Origin of the sequence: Kineococcus radiotolerans SRS30216 = ATCC BAA-149 (assembly GCF_000017305.1) — a bacterium.
GTDB classification, from domain to species: Bacteria; Actinomycetota; Actinomycetes; order Actinomycetales; family Kineococcaceae; genus Kineococcus; species Kineococcus radiotolerans.
In genome coordinates, this window is record NC_009664.2 from 3,948,231 (window position 1) to 3,969,554 (window position 21,324).

Consider the following 21,324-nt stretch of genomic DNA (forward strand, 5'->3'; position numbering starts at 1 on the left):
CCCCCACGTGTGCGCCGCGGCGCCCCCATCCGTCGACCCCGTCCGGGCCGCACCCTCGCGGCGCTCGTGCTCGTCGTCGTGGCGCTGTTCGCCGCGGTGGGCGCGGGGTCGATCTGGAGCACCGCGAAGTGGTCGCCGGGACTGGCGCTCGACCTCGAGGGCGGGACACAGGTCGTGCTCACCCCCCGCGCCACCGCCGGGGGGACGGTCCCCCCCGAGCAGGTGCAGCGGGCGGCGGACATCATCCGCCAGCGCGTCGACGCGACCGGGCTGAGCGAGACCGAGGTGCAGGTCCAGGGCGGGCAGAACATCTCCGTCTCCATCCCCGGCCAGGCCACCCGCGAGCAGCTGGACCTCATCTCGCAGTCCGCCCAGCTGCGGATGCGCGTCGTGCTCTACGCCGAGCCCGTGACGCCCCCGGCCGCGCCGACCCCCACCGACGGGGCCAGCGCTGCACCGACGGACGGGGCCACCCCCACCGACGGCGCGACCGCGACCCCGACCGACGGCGCGACCCCGACCGACGGCGCGACCCCGACCGACGGCGCGACCCCGACCGACGGCGCGACGGCCTCGCCGACGCAGAGCGCCGACGGCGCCGCGGCCCCGGCCGCCCTGCAGGCCGCGGGCACCGCCACCACCGCGCCCGCCGAGCCGGCGCCCGCCGAGCCCGCCCCGGCCGAGCCCGCCCCCGCGACGACCCCGCCCTCGCTGGCCGAGCTCGCCACACCCGCGGCCACGCCCGGGCCGGGGCAGCCCACCGGCACCTCTTCGCCGGCGCCCACCGACGCCAGCGACCAGAGCTGGCTCTCCACCCCCGACCTCGCCGCGGTGTACGCCAACCTCGACTGCTCCGACCCCGCCCAGCGCTCCGGCGGCGTCGTCGACGACCCGGCCCGGCCGCTGGTCACCTGCAGCCAGGACGGGCTCACGAAGTACGTCCTCGGCCCGGCCGAGCTCGAGGGGACCGACCTCACCAGCGCCGTCTCCGCGCAGGCGACGAACAGCCAGGGGTTCAACACCGGCGCCTGGGTGGTGCGGCTGAAGTTCAACGGCCCCGGCGCCGACGCGTTCTCCGCCCTCACGACCCGCATCTCCACCCTCGAACCGCCGCGCAACCAGTTCGCGGCCGTCCTCGACGGTCTCGTCGTCACCGCCCCCAGCGTCGACCAGCGCTTCGGCGCCGACGTCGACATCGAGGGCGACTTCACCCGCGAGAGCGCCGAGGCGCTGGCCCAGCAGCTGCAGTTCGGCGCGCTGCCGGTGTCCTTCACGGTGCAGACCGAGGACCAGGTCTCCGCCACGCTGGGCTCGGAGCAGCTGCGCAACGGCCTCATCGCCGGCATCGTCGGCCTCGTCCTCGTCGTGGCCTACTCCCTCGTGCAGTACCGCGCCCTGGGTCTGGTCACGATCGGCAGCCTGCTGCTGGCCGCGGCCCTGAACTACGGGGTCCTGCTCCTGTTGAGCTGGCTGCAGGGCTTCCGGCTCAGCCTGGCCGGGATCGCCGGCCTCATCGTCGCCATCGGCGTCACCGCCGACTCGTTCATCCTGTTCTTCGAGCGCGTGCGCGACGAGATCCGCGACGGGCGCATCCTGTCCTCCGCCGTCGAGGCCGGCTGGCACCGCGCCCGGCGCACGATCCTCGTCTCCGACGCCGTCAGCCTGCTCTCGGCGGTCGTGCTCTACGTCCTCGCCGTCGGCAACGTCCGCGGGTTCGCGTACACCCTCGGCATCACGACGATCATCGACGTCCTCATCGTCGTGCTCTTCACCCACCCCGTGGTCGCGCTGCTGGCGCGGACGAAGTTCTTCGGCGGCGGGCACAAGTGGTCCGGGTTCGACCCCGAGCACCTCGGGTCGGTCGTGGCGCGGCACGCGCTGCACCGCGGTGAGCGCCGGCCCACGGTGGCCGAGCTGCGGGCCGCGGAGCGCGAGAAGGCCCGCAGCGCCGCGGGAGCGGGTGGAGGTCAGGACGAGGCCGACCGGACGACCGGTCGGGACGAGGACGGGGCGGGTTCCTGATGGGCATGGCGCAACTGGGCAACCGGCTCTACACCGGTGAGTCCTCCTTCGACTTCGTGGGCCGCCGCAAGCTGTGGTTCCTCATCGCCGCCGTCCTCGTGCTGGTCTCGGCGGTGCTGCTCGTCAAGCCCGGTCTCACCTACGGCATCGAGTTCGAGGGCGGGTCGGAGTTCCGGGTCACCGGGTCCTCCGACGTGGACGCCGCGCGCGAGGCGGTGGAGTCGGTCCTGCCCGGCACCGTCCCCACCGTGACCACCGTCGGCTCCGACGGGGTCCGGGTCCAGACCGAGACCGTCACGACCGGGGAGCTGGACGAGATCCGTTCCGGGCTCGTCGAGCGGCTCGGGGTGCCCGACACCGCCGTGACCTCCTCGAGCATCGGCCCCAGCTGGGGCCAGGACGTCACCGACAAGGCCCTCACCGGCCTGGTGGTGTTCCTCGTCATCGTCTCCATCGTCATGACGCTGTACTTCCGGGCGTGGACGATGGCCGTGGCCTCCCTGGTGGCGCTGTTCCACGACCTCATCATCACCGCCGGGGTGTACGCCCTCGTCGGGTTCGAGGTCACCCCGGCCTCGGTCATCGGGTTCCTCACGATCCTCGGGTACTCCCTGTACGACACCGTCGTGGTCTTCGACAAGGTCCGGGAGAACACCGAGGCCGCCTTCGCGAAGAAGGACCGCACGTTCCGCGACGCCGCGAACCTCGCGATCAACCAGACCGTCGTCCGGTCGGTCAACACGACCGTCGTCGCGCTGCTGCCGGTGGCGGCCATCCTCTTCATCGGCGACCTGCTGCTGGGGGCCGGGACGCTGCGCGACATCAGCCTCGCCCTCTTCGTCGGCATGCTCGTCGGCGCCTACTCCTCGATCTTCGTCGCGACCCCGCTGCTCGCGGCGCTGCGCTCGCGCGAGGCCAAGGTCCAGGAGCTGGACCGCGCGGTCCGCGACGGGGCCGGGGCCACCGCGGTGACCGCGGGCGGTGCGGTGTGAGCGACCTGCTCGTCGTGCCCGACGCCGAGCGCGTCGCGGCCACCGTCGTCGCGGGGTTCCGCGACGTGGTGGACTTCCCCCAGCCGGGCGTGGTCTTCAAGGACATCACCCCGCTGCTGGCCGACGCCCGCGCCTTCGCCACCGTCGTCGAGGCGCTGGCGGCGCTGGCCCGGGCGAGCGGGGCGAGCGCGGTGGCGGGGATCGAGGCCCGCGGGTTCATGCTCGCCGCCCCCGCGGCGGAACGGGCCGGGCTGGGGTTCTGGCCCGTGCGCAAGGCCGGGAAGCTGCCCGCCCCCGTCCTGCGGCGGGAGTACGCCCTCGAGTACGGCACCGCGGCCCTGGAGCTGTCGGCCGGGACGGTCGGAGCGGGCGAGCGGGTCCTCGTCGTCGACGACGTCCTCGCCACCGGCGGCACCGCGCGCGCGGCCTGCGAACTGCTGGAGGAGGCCGGGGCGCAGGTCGTGGCCCTGGCCGTCCTGCTCGAGCTCGCCCCCCTCGGCGGCCGCCCCCGGCTGGGGGACCGGCCGGTCGTGGCGCTGCACACCCAGACCTGAGCCCGGTCCGGGCCCGGTCCGCCGGTCGTGCCGCGGCGCGAGCGCGCGCGACCTAGACTGGGCACCGGAACGAACGGAGGGGCGACATGGCCGACGGCAGCGAGACGCACGTCACCGCCACGACTGCGCCCGAGGCGCCGGGAACCGAGCCCACGGGCGGTCCCGCCGCGGTGCAGGGCCAGGTGGTCCCCGCGCCCGCCCCGCAGCGGCGGCCCGCCTCGGGGCGGCCCAACGGCCCCGAACGCCGGCGCGGCACCGAGGCCCACACCGGCCCCGTCACCGCCGGGCGGATGCTCTCCCGCCTCGCCCGCTTCGGGCAGCACCGGCAGCAGAGCGTCTCCCCGGTGCTGGAACCGCTGCTGCGCACGGTCTCCAACACCCACCCCAAGGCGGACCTGTCCGTCGTGGAGAAGGCCTTCGAGCGCGCCGAGCGCGCCCACGACGGCCAGCGCCGCAAGAGCGGTGACCCCTACATCACCCACCCCGTCGCGGTGGCCACGATCCTCGCCGAGCTGGGCATGACGCCCTCGACGCTGGCGGCGGCCCTGCTGCACGACACCGTCGAGGACACCGACTACACCCTCGCCACGCTGCGCGCCGAGTTCGGCGACGAGATCGCCCTGCTCGTCGACGGCGTCACCAAGCTCGACAAGGTCACCTACGGCGACGCGGCGCAGGCCGAGACCGTCCGCAAGATGATCGTCGCGATGGCCAAGGACATCCGGGTCCTGGTCATCAAGCTCGCCGACCGCCTCCACAACGCCCGCACCTGGCGCTACGTCTCGGCGTCCTCGGCGGAGAAGAAGGCCCGCGAGACGCTGGAGATCTACGCCCCGCTGGCGCACCGGCTGGGCATGAACACCATCAAGTGGGAGCTGGAGGACCTGTCCTTCGCGACGGTCTACCCCAAGGTGTTCGACGAGATCGTGCGGCTGGTGGCCGACCGCGCCCCCGCCCGCGAGGAGTACCTGCAGGGCGTGCGGGCGCAGATCGAGGACGACCTCAAGAGCGCGCGGGTGCGCGCCACGGTCACCGGGCGGCCCAAGCACTACTACTCGATCTACCAGAAGATGATCGTCCGCGGCCGCGACTTCGCCGAGATCTACGACCTCGTCGGCGTGCGCGTCCTCGTCGACTCCGTGCGCGACTGCTACGCCGTCCTCGGTGCGCTGCACGCGCGCTGGAACCCGGTCCCGGGCCGGTTCAAGGACTACATCGCGATGCCCAAGTTCAACATGTACCAGTCGCTGCACACGACGGTCATCGGGCCCGAGGGCAAGCCCGTGGAGATCCAGATCCGGACCCACAACATGCACCAGCGCGCCGAGTACGGCGTCGCGGCGCACTGGAAGTACAAGGACGACCCCAACGCCAGCGGCGGCGGCGGGGTCCAGAACGAGATGGACTGGCTCAAGGCCGTCGTCGACTGGCAGCGGGAGTCCGCCTCCAGCGACTTCCTCGACGACCTGCGCTGGGAGATCAACGCCGGCCAGGTGTTCGTCTTCACCCCGAAGGGCGACGTCCAGGAGCTGCCCGCGGGGTCCACCCCGGTCGATTTCGCCTACGCCGTCCACACCGAGGTCGGGCACCGCACGATGGGGGCGCGGGTCAACGGCCGCCTCGTGCCGCTGGAGTCCACCCTGGACAACGGCGACCTGGTGGAGATCTTCACGTCCAAGGCCGACGGGGCCGGCCCCAGCCGGGACTGGCTGCAGTTCGTCAAGAGCCCCCGGGCGCGCAACAAGATCAAGCAGTACTTCTCCAAGGAGCGGCGGGAGGAGGCGATCGAGGACGGCAAGGACGAGATCGCCCGCGCGATGCGCAAGCAGCACCTCCCGCTGCAGCGCCTGCTCTCCCACGACTCCCTCCTCGTCGTCGCCCGCGAGCTGAACCACCCCGACGTCTCGGCCCTCTACGCCGCCGTCGGCGAGCGCCACGTCTCCGCCGCGCACGTCGTGGAGAAGCTCATCGCGGCCGTCGGGGGGGAGGCCGCCGTCGAGGAGGACCTCGCCGAGGCCACCACCCCGGGTCAGACCCGGCCCACCCGCACCAGCAGCGACGCCGGGGTCGTCGTCGCGGGCGCGGAGGACGTCTGGGTCAAGCTCGCCCGCTGCTGCACCCCCGTCCCGCAGGACCCGATCGTCGGGTTCGTCACCCGCGGCGCCGGGGTCTCGGTGCACCGCGAGGACTGCGAGAACGTGACGATGCTGCGCAACGAGCCCGAGCGCATCGTGGACGTGCAGTGGGCCTCGGCCATCGCCACCGGCCAGACCCGCCTGTTCCTGGTGCAGATCCAGGTGGAGGCGCTGGACCGGGCCCGGTTGCTCTCCGACGTCACGCGGGTCCTCTCCGACAACCACGTCAACATCCTGTCCGCGACGGTGTCCACCAGCCGGGACCGGGTGGCCCTGTCGAAGTTCTCCTTCGAGATGGCCGAGCCGAACCACCTCAACCAGGTGCTCAACGCGGTGCGGCGGGTCGACGGCGTCTTCGACGCCTACCGCGTCATGGCGTCGCGACCGACGAAGGGCTGAGGGCCGCCGGGCCCGGCGCGCGGGGCAGGCCCAGGGCCCGGCGGGCCGTCCGCACGCCCCCGCGGCCCCGGGCGCGGTCGCTGGCGGCGCGGACGTCCCCCTCGACCAGCAGGCCCGCGGCGAGCATCCGCTCCCGCAGCCACGCCGCCCGGTGCGGCTGGGCGGCGGCGACGTCGAGCAGGGTCCGGGCCGGGCCGGTGAGGGTCAGGCCGGCGACCTCGTGCAGCTCGTCGACGGCGGGCCGGACCCGGGAGAAGCTCACCCGCAGCGGGGCGGGGGAGCCCACGTCGGGCAACCGGGTCCCGGCCACGCGCACCTCCCGGGGGGAGGTCAGCGGCGGGCCGAGGTGGACCCAGGCCGCGGCGTCGGCGAGGACGACCGACCCGGCGGGCACGAGCAGGGCCAGGGCCCGGGCGCGCAGGGCGGTGTCCAGGGGCACGTCGCCGGCGACGACGACGTCCCCGACGACCCGTTGCAGGAGACCCTCGCGGACCTCCCGGTCGGCCTCAGCCGCCTCGGCCCGCCCCCGCGGCCGCCAGGGGAGGTCGGTGGGGGTGCCCGTCCCGCGGGAGAGCACCCCGGTCAGCCAGTCGTCGCGCACGCGCCCCAGTCCACACCGCGGTGGGGTGCGTGCGCGACGGCCCGGCCGGACCTGTGGACAGCTCAGGCGTCGCGCAGCGCGGCCTGCGCGGCGTCGAGCCACGCCCGGCGCGCCCGCAGGGCCTCCTCGGCCCGGGACAGCGCCCGGGTGTCGCCGCTGGCGCGGGCCTTCTCGACGTCGGCCTCGAGGTCGCGGATGGCGTTCTCGAGCTGGCTGGCCAGCCCGCCCGCGCGGGCCTGGGCCTCGGGGTTGGACCGGGACCAGCGCGCCTGCTCGGCGTCGCGCACGGCGGTCTCCACCGCCCGCAGCCGGCCCTCGACCCGGCCCATGTCGGCGCGCGGCACCTTGCCGGCGGCCTCCCAGCGGTCCTGGATGCCGTTGAGCACCTTCTTCGCGGCGTTGAGGTCCTTGATCGGCAGCAGCGCCTCGGCCTCGACGAGCAGCTGCTCCTTCACCGCGAGGTTCTCGCGGAACTCCTCGTCGACCTCCTCGTTGGCGGCCGTGCGCGCGGCGAAGAAGACGTCCTGGGCGGCGCGGAAGCGGTCCCACAACGCGTCGTCGTCCTTGCGCCCGAGCCGGCCCGCCGCCTTCCAGCGGTCCATCAGGGCGCGGTAGGCGTTGGTCGTGCCGCGCCAGTCGGTGGAGGTGGACAGCTGCTCGGCCTCGGCGACCAGCGCCTCCTTCTCGGAGCGGATGGTGGTCCGCTGCTCACCGAGGGCGGCGAAGTGGTGCCGGCGCATCTTGTCGAAGGCGCTGCGGGCGTGGCTGAAGCGCTTCCACAGCTCGTCCTCGCTGCGCTTGTCCAGCCGGCCCTCGCGCTGGGCAGCCTTCCACTCCTCGAACAGCACGCGCAGCCGCTCGCCGGAGGAGCGCCACTGGACCTTCTCCGGGTCCTGGCCGGCGATCTGCTCGGCCTCCTCCACGATGGCCAGCCGGGCAGCGCGCAGCTGCTCGCGCTGCGCGGCGCGGGCGCGGTCGGCCGCGGCGCGGGCCTCGTCGGCGACGGTCGCCAGCGCCTCCACGCGGGCGGCGAGGGCGTCGAGGTCACCCACGGCGCGGGTCTCGGCCAGCGCGGTGCGCAGGGCGGTGACCCCGGCGACGATGTCCTTGCCGGCCAGCTCGGTGCTGCGCAGCCGCTGGTCGAACAGGTCGACCTGGGCGACGACCTCCTCGTACTTGCGCACGAAGTAGGCGATCGCCTCCTCCGGGCTGGCGTCGGGGTAGGCGCCGACCTCGTGCTCGCCGTCGGCGCGGCGCACCCACACGGTGCCGTTCTCGTCGACGCGGCCGAAGGCGGCGGCGGCCGCGCGGTCCACCGACGTCAGGTGCCCGACCTCGGGAGCGGGTTCGGCGGCGACCGGGGTGGCGGTGGGCGCCGGGGCGGGACGGGGGACCGGGCGCGGGGCGGGCGCCGGACGGGGGGCGGGCGCGGGGGCGGCCTGCACCGACTGCTCGGCCGGCTGCTGCCCGGCCGGCTCCGGGGCCACCGGCTGCTCGGCCACCGGCTGCTCGGCCGGCTCCTGCCCCGTCGGCTCCTGCGCCGGCTCACCGGCCTCGGGCTGCGCCGGGGTCTGCGGCTGGTCCTCGGGCTGCTGCTCCGACGGCGCCTCGGCCGCCGGCTCCGGCTGCGCCGGGGTCGCTTCGGTGGGGGTCTGCGCGGTGTCCGCCACGTCCACGGGGGACGCCGGCTCCTGGGGCTGCTCGGTCACCCGCCGCATTCTAGGTCCCCCGGCCCCGGAAGGGCGTGGTCCGTCACGGCGTGCCCCCTCCCGAGCGCGCGCGGTGAACGGCCGGGCGGGCTCGGGGAGCCCTCACTAGGGTGCTCGACGTGCTCATCGACACGGTGGAGGCCACCGTCTTCGGGACCAACTGCTACGTCGTCGCCCCCGCCGCGGGCGAGGAGTGCGTCGTCGTGGACCCCGGGGTCGACGTGGCCGACCGGCTGGCGGAGGTGCTGCGGCGGCACCGGCTGAAGCCCGCCGCGGTCCTGCTGACCCACGGCCACCTGGACCACACCTTCTCCGTGACCCCCGTCTGCGGGGCCCACGGGGTGGCCGCGACGATCCACGCCGCCGACGCCCACCGCCTGCACGACCCGCTCGCCGGGCTCGGTGCCCCGCTGCGCGCGGCGCTGGAGGCCACGACGGGCGCGGTGACCTGGCGTGAACCCGACGAGGTCGTCACCGTGGAGGACGGCGCGGCGCTGCGGGTCGCGGGGCTCTCGATCGACGTCTCGCACGCCCCGGGGCACACCGAGGGGTCGGTGCTGTTCTCGGTGCAGCGCCCCGGGGAGGCCGACGTGCTGCTGTCCGGCGACGTCCTCTTCGCCGGTTCCATCGGGCGCACCGACCTGCCCGGCGGGGACCACCGGGCCATGCTGCGCAGCCTGCTCACCCGCGTCCTGCCCCTGGACGACGCCACCGAGGTCCTCCCCGGCCACGGCCCGGCCACGACCATCGCCCGCGAGCGCGCCACCAACCCCCACCTGCGCCGGCTCGCCGGCCTGAGCGGGTTCACCGGGCTCACCGGCGGCTGAGCCTCATCCCACCCGCAGCCCGAGGTGCCCGGCCAGCTGCGGGGCCAGCTGCAGGAGCTGGACCTCGCTGACGCGCGCACCGCGCAGCGAGCCGACGCCGCTGAGGGCCTCGAAGGCGGCCCCGGTCAGGTCGGCGCCGTCGAGGCGGGCGGAGGTCACGTCCAGGTGCCCCACCCGGCAGTCCTCGAACCGCACCCGGGTCAGGGCGGCGCCGGAGAGGTCGACCTCGCGCAGGTCGCAGCCGCTGAACGTCACGTCGTGCAGCTGCGCCCCGCGCAGGTCCACGAAGTCGAAGCGGCCCCCGCGCACCGCGACCCGCGCCCACCGCGCCCCCGACAGGTCCAGCGCCCCCACCCGGCAGTCCTCGACGACGACGTCCTGCCACGTGCCGGCGCGCCACGGGGCCTCGGCCGCCGCCACCGCCGCCAGCCGCACGTCGACGAGGCGGGCCCCGGCCAGGGCGAGGCCGTCGGCACGGACCTCGCTCAGCACGCAGCCCAGGAACCGCGCGTCCCGCGCGTCGACGCCGGAGAGGTCACCGCCGGCGGCCCCGCCGAACAGCAGCCCGTCGTGGGTGGCCGCGGCGCGCGGCGGGACCGCCGCGGGTTCCAGCCCGCCCTCGTCGGCGGACAGGTCCGGCCGGGGCGGCGCGGGGGTGTCCCGGCGGGCGCGGGCGCTCTCCTCCGTCACGGCGCCACTGTGCCCGAGCGCGCGCCGCGGCGGGAACGCGGCCCGCGGCCGGGCCCGGCTCCCCGTACGGCGCAACGAGGTTCACCCGTTGGCCACGCCGAGCACGGTTCAGGTCCCACCGCGGGCGGTCGATCACCTAGGGGTACGACACCGGACCGCGGATCGGCCGCGTCCACGAACGGAAGGACCAGACGTGACCAACGTCGACGCGACCCTGAAGGCCTGCCTCGAGATCGACGGCGCCACCGCCGCGGCCCTCGTCGACTACGAGTCGGGCATGTCGCTCGGCCAGGTCGGGGGCGGCGCCCTCGACCTCGACGTCGCCGCCGCCGGCAACACCGACGTCGTGCGCGCCAAGCTGCGCACCATGCAGCGCCTGGGCCTGTCCGAGCAGATCGAGGACATCCTCATCACCCTCGGCACCCAGATCCACCTGATCCGCCTCATCCAGTCCCAGTCCGGCCAGGGCCTCTTCCTGTACCTGGTCCTCAAGAAGGACTCCTCGAACCTCGCCATGGCGCGCCGCCAGCTGACGATCCTCGAGCGCGACCTCGCCATCTGAGACCACCCGCACCACCGCACCACCCGTCGGCGGTCGGGCGGGCCCCCGGGCCCCGCCCGCCCGCCGTCGCGCACCGCACCCCGAGACCCCCGCGACCCGGCGCCGACGCGCCCGGAGGAGCCCCGTGAGCAGGCCACCCCGCAAGATCGTCGTGACCGGGCCCTTCGGGGCGGGCAAGACGACGTTCGCGGCCACCGTCACCGCCGGCCTGGCCGGGGGGACCCTGGTCACCACCGAGACCGGCGTCAGCGACGCGACCGCGGCGCTCAAGGGCTCCACGACCGTCGCGATGGACCACACCACCGTCACGGTGCCCGCCGCGCCCGGCGCCGCGTGGACCGAGGCGAGGGTCAACCTCTTCGGCACCCCCGGCCAGCAGCGCTTCGCCTTCGTGTGGGAGCTGCTCGCCCAGAACATGGACGGCTACCTCGTCCTCGTCGACGCCAGCCGCCCCGCCGGCGTCACCGAGGCCGCCGGGATCGTCGCCACCTTCCAGCGCATCGCCCCCACCGCCCCCCGCCTCGTCGCGGTCAGCCGGTGGGCCGACCCGGCCGGCACCCGCGGCCGGCTCGCCCAGCTCCTGGGCACCTCCCCCTCGGCCCTGGTCCCCTGCGACCCGCGCGACCTCGCCCAGTGCACCGCCGTCCTGCGGGTCCTGCTCGACGGGGTCCACGTGCTGGAGGACCGCCGGGCCGGCACGACCACCACGGACGGAGTCCCAGCATGATCGTGAAGCAGCACGCGATCCGCGCCGGCACCACCCTCAGGCGCGACATCCCCGGCGTCCAGCGCGTCCTCGTCGCCCGCACCGACGGCCTCGCCTTCCACGACGACGGCCCCGAGCGCGACCACGAGTCCACCGCGGCGGTCGTGGCCACCGTCCTCGGCATCGCCCAGCGCGCCGCCGCCGACAACGCCCTCGGCCCCTTCCTGCTCACCACGGTCAAGGGCGCCGACGGGTGCCTCGCCGTCTACGCCGTCGGCGCCACCCACGTGCTCGCCGTCGTCACCGACCCCTCGGTGAACCTCGTCCTGCTCGACCGCCTCGCGCTGCGCCTGGTGGCCGAGCTGGCCGGGGCCGAGACCGGCGCGCCGTCCGTCGCCCGCGCGCGCTGAAGCCGTCGCGGACCCCGCCGTAGGATCGTCGGTGCGCACTCCCGCGCACTGACGATCGAAGGGACCCCCCGTGCTCCGCACCCACGAGGCCGGCAGCCTGCGCGCCGACCACGCCGGACAGACCGTGACACTCACCGGCTGGGTGGCGCGTCGACGGGACCACGGGGGAGTGGCCTTCCTGGACCTGCGCGACGCCTCCGGCGTCGTGCAGGTCGTCGCCCGCGACGAGATCCTCGACGCCGGGGGCGCGCGCGAGCTGCGCAACGAGTACTGCATCCGCATCACCGGCGACGTCCGGCTGCGGCCGGAGGGCAACGACAACGCCAACATCCCCACCGGTGCGGTCGAGGTCGACACCACCGCGCTGGAGGTCCTCTCCGAGGCCGCGCCGCTGCCCTTCCAGATCGACGACCACCTCAACGTCGGCGAGGAGGCGCGGCTGAAGCACCGCTACCTCGACCTGCGCCGCACCGGCCCGGCGAACGCGCTGAAGCTGCGCTCGGCGGCCAACCGCGCCGCCCGCGCGGTGCTCGAGGAGCACGCGTTCACCGAGATCGAGACCCCGACGCTGACCCGCTCCACCCCCGAGGGCGCCCGCGACTTCCTCGTCCCCGCCCGCCTCGCGCCCGGCTCCTGGTACGCGCTGCCGCAGAGCCCGCAGCTGTTCAAGCAGCTGCTCATGGTGGCCGGCATGGAGCGCTACTACCAGCTCGCCCGCTGCTACCGCGACGAGGACTTCCGCGCCGACCGGCAGCCGGAGTTCACCCAGCTCGACATCGAGATGAGCTTCGTCGAGCAGGACGACGTCATCGCCCTGGGCGAGCAGATCGTCGCCGCGCTGTGGAAGCTCATCGGCCACGACGTGCCGCTGCCGCTGCCGCGCATGACCTACGAGGAGGCCATGCGCCGCTACGGCTCCGACAAGCCCGACCTGCGCTTCGGCCTCGAGCTCGTCGAGTGCGCCGGGTTCTTCGCCGACACCACCTTCCGGGTGTTCCAGGCCCCCTACGTCGGGGCCGTCGTCATGCCCGGCGGGGCCTCCCAGCCCCGCAAGACGCTCGACGCGTGGCAGGAGTGGGCCAAGCAGCGCGGCGCCCGCGGCCTGGCCTACGTCCTCGTCGGCCAGGACGGGGAGCTCTCCGGCCCCGTGGCGAAGAACCTCTCCGACACCGAGCGGGCCGGTCTGGCCGCCCACGTCGGCGCGAACCCCGGCGACTGCATCTTCTTCGCCGCCGGAGCGGTGAACCCCTCCCGCGCCCTGCTCGGCGCCGCCCGCGCCGAGATCGCCCGCCGCACCGGCGCGATCGACGAGAGCGCCTGGTCGTTCCTCTGGGTCGTCGACGCCCCCATGTTCAAGTCCGCGGCCGAGGACGACGACGTGTCCATCGGCGAGGGGAGCTGGAACGCCGTCCACCACGCGTTCACCGCCCCCAAGCCCGAGGTCGTCGACACCTTCGACACCGACCCCGGTTCGGCGCTGTCCAACGCCTACGACATCGTCTGCAACGGCAACGAGATCGGCGGCGGCTCCATCCGCATCCACCGCCGCGACGTCCAGGAGCGCGTCTTCGCGGTCATGGGCATCTCCGAGGCCGACGCGCGGGAGAAGTTCGGGTTCCTCCTCGACGCGTTCTCCTTCGGCGCCCCCCCGCACGGCGGGATCGCCTTCGGCTGGGACCGCGTCGTCGCCCTGCTCGCCGGGGTCGACTCCATCCGCGAGGTCATCGCCTTCCCCAAGTCCGGCGGCGGCTACGACCCGCTGACCGCCGCGCCCGCGCCCATCACCGCGCAGCAGCGCAAGGAGGCCGGGGTCGACGCGAAGCCGGAGACGAAGAAGGCCGCCGCCGGAGAACCCGCCGGGGCGTGAGCCGCGCCGCGCTGGGCTGCGCCGTCGCGTTCGCGGCGCTCGCGGTCCTCGTGACCACGGGCGCCACGGCGCGCGCGGACGCGGCCCTGTCCGCGGCGGCGGTGGACGCGGCCCGCGCCCACCCGGGGCCGACCCGCCTGGCCCAGCTGGTGGAGGCGGTGACCCAGCCCGTCTGGGTGTACCTGCTGGGCCTGGCCGGGGTCGTCGCGGTGTGGCGGCGGGGGCGACGCCGGCACGCCCGGGCCGCGCTGCTGGCCGGGGCGCTGGCCGCCCTCGCCTCCCCCGCCCTCAAGGCCGCGTTCGGCCGGGAGCGCCCGGCCCTGGACGCGGGGTTCACCACCGCCGGGGGCGGGTCGTTCCCCTCCGGGCACGCCCTGGCCTCGGCCACCGTGGTCCTGGTCGCGGTGCTGCTGCTGGTCCCGCCCCGGTGGCGGCGCGCCGCGCTGGCGCTGGGGGTCCTGGAGCTCGCCGTGGTCGCGGTGGACCGGGTGTGGGTCGGGGCGCACTGGCCCAGCGACGTGCTGGCCGGGTTCCTGCTGGCCGGGGTGGTCGTCGCCGCGGTGGCCCGCCCCGTGCTCCGGCCCGGGCGTTCAGAGGGTGACGGCGACCGACCGGGTGCCCCGGGTGCCCCCGGTCCCGAGGCTCGCGGGTAGCGCGACCGGGGAGACCTCGTCGACGTGCACGGGCGTGCGGTGCCCGGTGCCGACGGTCGTCGGGGTGGCCTGGGCGGCGGTGGCGAGACCGACGCCGCCGAGACCGGCGGCGAGGCCCGCGGCGAGGAGCCGGCGGAGGAGGCGGGTGCGCTGCGTCACGGCTCCACGGTGCGGGGCGCACCTCGGTGGCTGCCCGGTGCTCCCTGTGCGGTCCCGGTGCGTGGCCCGGGACCGGCGCCCGGGCCCGCCGCGGTCGCCCCGCGCCACCCCGCCCTCAGGTGGTGGGGAGGGTGACGCGGAACGCGGTGCGGCCCGGGCGGCTGTCGACGGTGACGGTGCCGTGGTGGGAGGCGACGACGGCCTGGACGATGGCCAGGCCCAGCCCGGTGCTGCCCGCGACGCGCGAGCGGGAGGAGTCGGCGCGGACGAAGCGCTCGAAGACGCGGGGGAGGACCTCGGGGGCGATCCCCGGCCCGTCGTCGACGACGTCGACGTGGGCGACGGCCCCGTCGGGCACGATCCCGACGGTGACCGTGGTGCCCGGCGGGGTGTGGGTGCGGGCGTTGGCGAGCAGGTTGGCCAGCACCTGGTGCAGCCGGCCGGCGTCGCCGACGACCTCGACGGCCTCCTCGGGCAGGTCCAGCTGCCACCGGTGGTCGCGGCCGGCGACCTGCGCGTCGCTCACGGCGTCCAGGACGGTCATCGTGAGGTCGACGGGCCCGCGGTCCAGCGGGCGCCCGGAGTCCAGGCGGGCCAGCAGGAGCAGGTCCTCCACCAGGCCCGTCATGCGCAGCGCCTCGGACTCCACGCGCCCCATGGCGTGCAGGACGTCGGCGGGGACCTGCCCCCCGGTCACGTCGCGGCTGCGGCGGGTGAGCTCGGAGTACCCGCGGATCGCGGCGAGCGGGGTGCGCAGCTCGTGGCTGGCGTCGGCCACGAACTGGCGGACGCGCTGCTCGGAGGCGTGGCGGGCCTCCAGGGCGGAGCCGACGTTGTCGAGCATCCGGTTCAGCGCCAGCGCGACCTTGCCGACCTCGGTGCTGCCGTCGGCGTCGGGGACGCGCAGGGACAGGTCGACCTCGCCGCGGTCCAGTTCCAGTTCCGAGACCCTCGCCGCGGTGTTCGCGACCCGCTGCAGCGGGAGGAGGTCGCGCCGCACGAGGACGGACCCGGCACCGGCGGCGACGGCCACCCCGCCCAGGATCGCGGCGACCTCGACGCCGACGACGGTGAGCAGGGTGCGGTCCACGTCGGCCAGCGGGACCCCGCTGACCTGCCGGGAACCGTCGGGGAGCGTCGTCGAGACCACGCGGTAGCGCCCGAGGCCCTCGAGGTCGACGGTGCGCTTCCTCCCGTCGTCGTCGGCGACGTCCTCGAGCTCCCGGGCCTGCGCGCCGGTCAGCGGCCGGACGCAGGGGTTCCCGGCCGTGGAGCGCGGTTCGTCGAGGACGCCGGACTGCCCGGTGAGCAGGTCCCCGCCGGCGAACCGGGCGTACAGGGTCCCGTCGGTGGGTCCCGGCCCCCGGAACGCGGGGACGGTGCCGTCGACGCAGCGCCCCGCGGCGGGCACGGACCCGGGCGGGCCGCCCTGCCCACCGGGGCCCGGGTCGCCGACGTCGCGCCGCCCCCGGTCCACGGCCTGGTCGAGCTGGGCGTCGACCCGTCCCGTCAGCGACAGGTGCAGCGCCACCGCGGTGACCCCGCCGATGACGAGGCCGACCGCGACCAGGAGCAGGCTCGTGGTCAGCACCAGCCGGCTGCGCAGCGTCCGGGGACGGCGCGGCCGGCGCGAGGGGGAGGGCACCCGGGGGTCAGCTCGTGAGCGTCGGGACCGGGGTTCAGCCGGCCGCGGCGACCGCGCCGTCGGCGGGCTTGAGGACGTAGCCGGCCCCGCGCACGGTGTGGATCATCGGGTTGCGGCCCGCGTCGATCTTGCGGCGGAGGTAGGAGACGTACAGCTCGACGATGTTGGCCTGGCCGCCGAAGTCGTAGTTCCAGACGCGGTCCAGGATCTGCGCCTTGGACAGCACCCGGCGCGGGTTGCGCATGAGGTAGCGCAGCAGCTCGAACTCGGTCGCGGTGAGCCTGATCTCCTGCCCGGCCCGGGTGACCTCGTGGCTGTCCTCGTCGAGGACGAGGTCGCCCACCGCCAGGACGGGTTCCTGCTTGGCCGCGACCAGGCCGGAGCGGCGCAGGAGGCTGCGCAGGCGGGCCACGACCTCCTCCAGGCTGAACGGCTTGGTGACGTAGTCGTCGCCGCCGGCGGTGAGACCGGCGACGCGGTCCTCCACGGCGTCCTTCGCGGTGAGGAAGAGGACGGGGACGTCGGTGGCGTCGGCGCGCAGCCGCCGCAGCACCTCCAGGCCGTCGATGTCGGGCAGCATGATGTCGAGGATCACCGCGTCGGGGCGGAAGCTGCGGGCGGCGCGGACCGCGTCCAGGCCGTTGCCGGCCGTCTGCACCTCCCAGCCCTCGTAGCGCAGGGTCATGCTCAGCAGCTCCGAGAGCGTGGACTCGTCGTCGACGACGAGCACCCGCAGGGCGGTGCCGTCGGGGCGGGTCAGTTCCGAGCGGCGGTTGGTGGTGGACGCGGTCATGTCCTGATCGTCGGTCCTCTCCCTGCCAGCTGTCCCGGGATTCCCTGGGACGGACCTGTGCATCGTCACTGGAACGGACCAGCGGGGGACCCGCTCGGCCCCGTGGGCGGCGGTCCCCCCGCCCGCGGGCGAGCACGTACCTTGAGCGCGTGGCCGACCTCTTCTCCAGCGTGACGGCGGGGGACGCGCCCGCGGGTGACCGCACCCCGGCCGTGCTCGCCGGTTCCCCCCTCGCCGTGCGGATGCGCCCGCGCTCCCTCGACGAGGTCGTCGGGCAGCAGCACCTGCTCCAGCCGGGCTCCCCGCTGCGCCGCCTCGCCGCCGACGGGGACCTGGGCCGGGCCGGACCCGCCTCGGTGATCCTCTGGGGGCCCCCGGGGACGGGGAAGACGACGCTGGCCAGCGTCCTCGCCCGCTCCGGCGGGCGGAAGTTCGCCGAGCTGTCCGCCGTGACCGCCGGGGTGAAGGACGTCCGCCGGGTCGTGGAGGCCGCCCGCGACGACCGCGACCTGTACCGCCGCCAGACCGTCCTGTTCCTCGACGAGATCCACCGCTTCACCAAGGCCCAGCAGGACGCGCTGCTGCCGGGGGTGGAGAACCGCTGGGTCGTGCTGGTGGCGGCCACGACGGAGAACCCGAACTTCTCCGTCGTCACCCCGCTGCTGTCCCGGTCGTTGCTGCTGACCCTGCAGCCGCTCACCGCCGCGGACGTGGAGGGGTTGCTGCGCAAGGCGGTCGAGGACCCGCGCGGTCTGGCGGGGGAGGTGTCGGTCGACGACGAGGCCCTGGCCCACCTGGTCCGGGTCGCCGACGGCGACGCGCGGCGGGCGCTGACGGCGCTGGAGGCCGCGGCCGGCACCGCCCTGGACGACGCCCCCGCCGCCGGGGACGTCCCGGGCGGGGGGGTCCGGATCACCCTGGCCCACGCCGAGCGCGCCCTCGACCGCGCCGCCGTGCGCTACGACCGCGCCGGGGACCAGCACTACGACGTGGCCAGCGCCCTCATCAAGTCGATGCGCGGCTCCGACGTGGACGCCGCCCTGCACTACCTGGCGCGGATGGTGGAGGCGGGGGAGGACCCGCGCTTCATCGCCCGCCGCATCGTCATCGCCGCCGCCGAGGACGTCGGGATGGCCGACCCCTCGGCCCTGCAGACCGCGGTCGCGGCCATGCACGCCGTCGCCCAGATCGGGATGCCGGAGGCGCGGATCGTCCTGGCCCAGGCCGTGGTGCACAACGCCACGGCGCCGAAGTCCAACGCCGCCTACGCGGGGATCAACGCCGCCATCGCCGACGTGCGCGCCGGCCTCGGCGGGTCGGTGCCCGCGCACCTGCGCGACGCCCACTACGCCGGGGCCGGGAAGCTCGGGCACGGGAAGGGCTACGTCTACACCCACGACGTCCCCGCCGGGGTCGCCGAGCAGCAGTACGCCCCCGACGAGCTCGTCGGCAAGGACTACTACGTGCCCACCGACCGGGGGTTCGAGAACCAGCTCCGCGAGCGCCTCGCCCGGCTGCGGCGGGTCCTGCGCGGTCGCTGAGCACTACCGTGCCCGCGTGCCCGGTCTGCGATCCGTCCTCTCCCGCCTGCTCGCCGTCGGGGGCCGTGCCGCGCTGCGCGAGCTGGAGCGGCGCGACGCGGCCCCCCGCGGCGTCCCGCCCACCCCGGACGCGGCCCCCGCGCGGCCCCGCCCGCGGGGCGGGGCGGGCGCGCGGGTCGTCCCCGGCGGGGTGCGGGTCGAGTACGCCCCCCGCGCCGACGGCCACCCCGACCCCGGGGAGGTCGTGTGGGCGTGGGTGCCCTTCGAGGAGGGTGACGGGCGCGGCAAGGACCGCCCCGTCCTCGTCGTGGGGCGCGCGGGGGAGGACCTCGTCGCCCTCATGATGACGAGCAAGGACCACGCCGGGGCCACCGCGCGCGACGCCGCCGACGAGGCCCGCCACGGCCGGGTCTGGGTGGACGTCGGCTCCGGGCCCTGGGACCGCCGGGGCCGCCCCAGCGAGGTGCGCGTGGACCGGGTGCTGCACGTGGCCCCGCGGGACGTCCGCCGCGAGGGGGCCGCCCTGGACCGGGCGCGCTTCGAGGAGGTCGTGCGGGAGGCCCGCCGCCTGCACGGCTGGTGATCAGCGGCGGCGCCGCGGCCCCCGGCCCGCGGGCTGCCGCGGGCGCGGTCGGGAGAGGACGTCCTCGGGCAGCGGGGGGACGGCGAGCACGACGGCCTCCTCCGGCCCCACGGTGAACCCCTGCCCGTGGTGGGAGGCCTGCACGGGCTCCCCGTCCACCACGGTGTAGCGGACCTCGTCGCCGGTCACCGACACCTCCAGGCAGGAACCGCGGTGGCGGGCGCGGAAGCGCAGGCCCCGCAACCCCTCCGGCAGCCGCGGGGCGAAGGCCAGCACCCCGTCGGCGTCGCGCATCCCGCCGTAGCCGGCGACCAGGGCCAGCCACGCCCCGGCGAGGGAGGCGATGTGCAGCCCGTCCGCGGTCTTGCCCCGCAGGTCGTGGAGGTCGACGAAGGCGGCCTCGTGGGCGTAGTCCGCGGCCAGCGCCAGGTGGCCGACCTCGGCGGCGAGGACGGCCTGCACGGCCGCCGACAGCGAGGAGTCCCGGACGGTGAGCTCCTCGTAGTACTCGAAGGCGTTCCGCTTCTCCTCCCACGTGAACGCCTCGGGGCGCAGGTGCATCGCCAGCACCAGGTCGGCCTGCTTGACGACCTGGCTGCGGTAGAGGCTGAAGTAGGGGAAGGAGTCGGCCAGCGGGTACTGCTCGGGCGCGGTGCCCTCGAAGTCCCACCGCTTGCGCTGGGTGGACCCCTCGTCCTGGGCGTGCACCCCCGTCTCCGGGTCGCGGGGGACGTGGACGGCGTCGGCCAGGCGGGCGAAGCCGGCCAGCTCCTCGTCGGTGACCCCCAGCGCCCGGGCCTGCTCGGGGAACCGCCCGGCCAGCTCGATCGCCGCGCGCAGGTTCGCCTGGGCCATGAGGTTGGTGTACGCGTTGTCGTCGACCAGCGCGCTGTACTCGTCGGGGCCGGTCACCCCGTCGACGTGGAACCGGCCCTGCGCGTCCTCCCGGCCCAGCACCACCCAGGAGCGCGCGGTCTCCACCACGAGGTCGACGACGGCCTCGCGGGCGAGCTCCTCGTCGCCGGTGGCGTGCAGGTAGCGCACGGCCGCGTCGGCGATGTCGGCGTTGAGGTGCACCGCCGCCGTGCCCGCCGGCCAGTACCCGGAGCTCTCCCGCCCGGTGATGGTGCGCCAGGGGAACGTCGCCCCGGCCAGACCCAGCTCCCGGGCCCGGGCCCGCGCCGCGGGCAGCATCCGGTGCCGCCAGCGCAGCGCGTCGGCGGCGGCCTCGGGCCAGACGTGGTTCAGCATCGGCATGACGAACACCTCGGTGTCCCAGAAGGTGTGCCCGTCGTAGCCGGTGCCCGTCAGCCCCTTGGCCGGGATCCCGCGGTCGGTGCCCTGGGCGGCGGCCTGGAAGACGTGGAACAGGGCGAAGCGGACGGCCTGCTGGAGCTCGTCGTCCCCGTCGACGACGACGTCGGCGTGGGTCCAGAACTCGTCCAGGACGGCCCGCTGCTGCCGGCGCAGCCGGTCCCAGCCCTCGCGGACCCCGTCGGTGAGCAGGCCGGCCAGCTCGGCGTCCAGCTCGTCGCGCTCGGCCTGCCCCGCCCAGCCCAGCGCCACCGTCTTGGTGACCCGCAGGGCCTCCCCGGCCGCCAGCCGGACCCGGGCGCTGGTCACCACCCGGTCGGCGGAGGCGTGGGTGCGGACCTCCGTCCCGGCCGGGCCGACGACGTCGTGCTCGACGTGCGCGGCCACGGCCAGGCCGCTGCCGTCGGTGCGCTGGCGCAGCGCGCCGCCGCGGTGGCGGGCGGAGGTGACCGTCCCGTGCAGCTGCTCGCTGGCGACGAGGGCCGAGCGCACCTCGACCTCGAGGGGCTCGTCCACGGCGCGGACGACGTAGTCGAGGGCGAGCAGCCCCGGCCGGTCCAGCGGGACGAGGCGCTCGGAGTCGACGACGACGCGGTGCCCGGCGGGGGAGGTCCAGCGCACGTGCCGCTGCAGGGTGCCGCTGCGCAGGTCCAGGACGCGCTGGTGGTCGGTGAGCTCCCCGGTGCGGACGTCGAGGCGCTCCCCGGCGACGAAGAGCTCCACGCGGGTGGCGTCCGGGACCTGCACGAGCCGTTCCTGGACCTTCGGGTAGCCGTAGCTGTACTCGGGGTAGGTCATCGGCCACACCTCGTGCGCACCGCTGAGGTAGGTCCCGGGGGCTCCGGCCGGGGCGCCCTCCTCCAGGCCCCCGCGCACGCCGGTGCGCCCGTTGGACAGCGCGAACAGCGACTCGACCTGCTCCAGGCGGGAGAGGTCCAGCGGGCCCTCGCGCACCGCCCAGGCGTGCGGCTCGGCCGGGTCCCCGGCGGCGGGCCGGGCCGGGTCGTCGGTGGGGTGGGCGTGCGGCATCGGGGGTGTTCCTCCGGGGCGTCGGGTGCGGCGGTGGCCCCATCCGAGCAGCGCCCGGGGCCGCCCGCACGTCCAGCTCGTCCGGGCCCGCGGGCGGGCGGGTAGGGTCGAGGGCTGCGGCAGCACCGCGCAG

General features: G+C 75.7%; 19 protein-coding genes. 12 read left to right on the top strand and 7 right to left on the bottom strand.

Annotated elements, in window-relative coordinates; all coding sequences use genetic code 11:
- Positions 1-66 precede the first annotated feature (66 nt).
- The 4 genes from secD (at position 67) to KRAD_RS18795 (ending at position 6,102) form a co-directional block, all read left to right on the top strand.
- Positions 67-2,022: a protein translocase subunit SecD gene (gene secD, locus KRAD_RS18780; RefSeq protein WP_203417607.1), complete on the top strand. Its 1,956-nt coding sequence runs from the start codon at positions 67-69 to the stop codon at positions 2,020-2,022.
- Positions 2,022-3,014, top strand: a complete 993-nt coding sequence (gene secF / locus KRAD_RS18785; protein ID WP_012087235.1) for a protein translocase subunit SecF — start codon at positions 2,022-2,024, stop codon at positions 3,012-3,014. Before secD ends, secF begins: the two co-directional genes overlap by 1 nt.
- Positions 3,011-3,568 carry an adenine phosphoribosyltransferase gene (locus KRAD_RS18790; RefSeq protein WP_012087236.1) on the top strand — a complete coding sequence of 186 codons (558 nt, stop codon included), beginning with the start codon at positions 3,011-3,013 and terminating at the stop codon, positions 3,566-3,568. The genes secF and KRAD_RS18790 overlap by 4 nt, the downstream gene beginning before the upstream one ends.
- An 86-nt stretch (positions 3,569-3,654) precedes the next feature.
- Positions 3,655-6,102: a RelA/SpoT family protein gene (locus KRAD_RS18795; RefSeq protein ID WP_012087237.1), complete on the top strand. Its 2,448-nt coding sequence runs from the start codon at positions 3,655-3,657 to the stop codon at positions 6,100-6,102.
- Here the strand turns inward: KRAD_RS18795 and KRAD_RS18800 are convergent.
- Positions 6,074-6,703: a hypothetical protein gene (locus KRAD_RS18800; RefSeq protein WP_012087238.1), complete on the bottom strand. Its 630-nt coding sequence runs from the start codon at positions 6,701-6,703 to the stop codon at positions 6,074-6,076. The genes KRAD_RS18795 and KRAD_RS18800 overlap by 29 nt on opposite strands.
- Positions 6,704-6,765: 62 nt before the next feature.
- A complete protein-coding gene (locus KRAD_RS18805) occupies positions 6,766-8,421 on the bottom strand; it encodes a DUF349 domain-containing protein (protein WP_083782124.1) in 1,656 nt (551 codons plus the stop codon).
- A gap of 110 nt (positions 8,422-8,531) precedes the next feature.
- On the opposite strand from KRAD_RS18805, the gene KRAD_RS18810 reads away from it, so the two are divergent.
- Positions 8,532-9,239 carry an MBL fold metallo-hydrolase gene (locus KRAD_RS18810; RefSeq protein ID WP_041293524.1) on the top strand — a complete coding sequence of 236 codons (708 nt, stop codon included), beginning with the start codon at positions 8,532-8,534 and terminating at the stop codon, positions 9,237-9,239.
- Between the two features lie 3 nt (positions 9,240-9,242).
- On the opposite strand, the gene KRAD_RS18815 is transcribed toward KRAD_RS18810, so the two are convergent.
- Positions 9,243-9,929: a pentapeptide repeat-containing protein gene (locus KRAD_RS18815; RefSeq protein ID WP_049821285.1), complete on the bottom strand. Its 687-nt coding sequence runs from the start codon at positions 9,927-9,929 to the stop codon at positions 9,243-9,245.
- Positions 9,930-10,122: 193 nt separating this feature from the next.
- Between KRAD_RS18815 and KRAD_RS18825 the strand changes: the two genes are divergently transcribed.
- From KRAD_RS18825 to KRAD_RS18845, 5 genes are all read left to right on the top strand, one after another.
- Positions 10,123-10,491 (top strand): hypothetical protein, encoded by a 369-nt coding sequence (locus KRAD_RS18825; RefSeq protein ID WP_012087242.1) that lies wholly within the window; start codon positions 10,123-10,125, stop codon positions 10,489-10,491.
- A 124-nt stretch (positions 10,492-10,615) separates the two neighbouring features.
- Positions 10,616-11,218: a GTP-binding protein gene (locus KRAD_RS18830; protein WP_012087243.1), complete on the top strand. Its 603-nt coding sequence runs from the start codon at positions 10,616-10,618 to the stop codon at positions 11,216-11,218.
- Positions 11,215-11,607: a roadblock/LC7 domain-containing protein gene (locus KRAD_RS18835; protein WP_012087244.1), complete on the top strand. Its 393-nt coding sequence runs from the start codon at positions 11,215-11,217 to the stop codon at positions 11,605-11,607. Before KRAD_RS18830 ends, KRAD_RS18835 begins: the two co-directional genes overlap by 4 nt.
- Before the next feature lie 70 nt (positions 11,608-11,677).
- Complete coding sequence (aspS, locus tag KRAD_RS18840; protein ID WP_012087245.1) at positions 11,678-13,474, top strand: aspartate--tRNA ligase; 1,797 nt, start codon at positions 11,678-11,680, stop codon at positions 13,472-13,474.
- Positions 13,471-14,127, top strand: coding sequence for a phosphatase PAP2 family protein (locus tag KRAD_RS18845; RefSeq protein WP_012087246.1), 657 nt, complete (start codon positions 13,471-13,473; stop codon positions 14,125-14,127). Before aspS ends, KRAD_RS18845 begins: the two co-directional genes overlap by 4 nt.
- Here KRAD_RS18845 and KRAD_RS18850 read toward each other — a convergent pair.
- The 3 genes from KRAD_RS18850 to KRAD_RS18860 form a co-directional block, all read right to left on the bottom strand.
- The gene (locus KRAD_RS18850; protein WP_041292209.1) at positions 14,065-14,286 is read right to left on the bottom strand and encodes a hypothetical protein; all 222 of its coding nucleotides are present in this window, start codon (positions 14,284-14,286) and stop codon (positions 14,065-14,067) included. The genes KRAD_RS18845 and KRAD_RS18850 overlap by 63 nt on opposite strands.
- A 115-nt stretch (positions 14,287-14,401) precedes the next feature.
- Positions 14,402-15,931 (bottom strand): sensor histidine kinase, encoded by a 1,530-nt coding sequence (locus tag KRAD_RS18855; protein ID WP_012087249.1) that lies wholly within the window; start codon positions 15,929-15,931, stop codon positions 14,402-14,404.
- Between the two features lie 34 nt (positions 15,932-15,965).
- On the bottom strand, positions 15,966-16,724 hold the full coding sequence (locus KRAD_RS18860; RefSeq protein ID WP_041292210.1) for a response regulator transcription factor: 759 nt from the start codon (positions 16,722-16,724) through the stop codon (positions 15,966-15,968).
- Between the two features lie 149 nt (positions 16,725-16,873).
- Here KRAD_RS18860 and KRAD_RS18865 point away from each other — a divergent pair, with 149 nt between their 5' ends.
- Complete coding sequence (locus tag KRAD_RS18865; protein ID WP_203417611.1) at positions 16,874-18,265, top strand: replication-associated recombination protein A; 1,392 nt, start codon at positions 16,874-16,876, stop codon at positions 18,263-18,265.
- Between the two features lie 16 nt (positions 18,266-18,281).
- The gene (locus KRAD_RS18870) at positions 18,282-18,848 is read left to right on the top strand and encodes a type II toxin-antitoxin system PemK/MazF family toxin (RefSeq protein ID WP_012087252.1); all 567 of its coding nucleotides are present in this window, start codon (positions 18,282-18,284) and stop codon (positions 18,846-18,848) included.
- Here the strand turns inward: KRAD_RS18870 and KRAD_RS18875 are convergent, their stop codons facing one another.
- On the bottom strand, positions 18,849-21,191 hold the full coding sequence (locus KRAD_RS18875) for a glycoside hydrolase family 65 protein (protein WP_012087253.1): 2,343 nt from the start codon (positions 21,189-21,191) through the stop codon (positions 18,849-18,851).
- Positions 21,192-21,324: the final 133 nt, after the last annotated feature.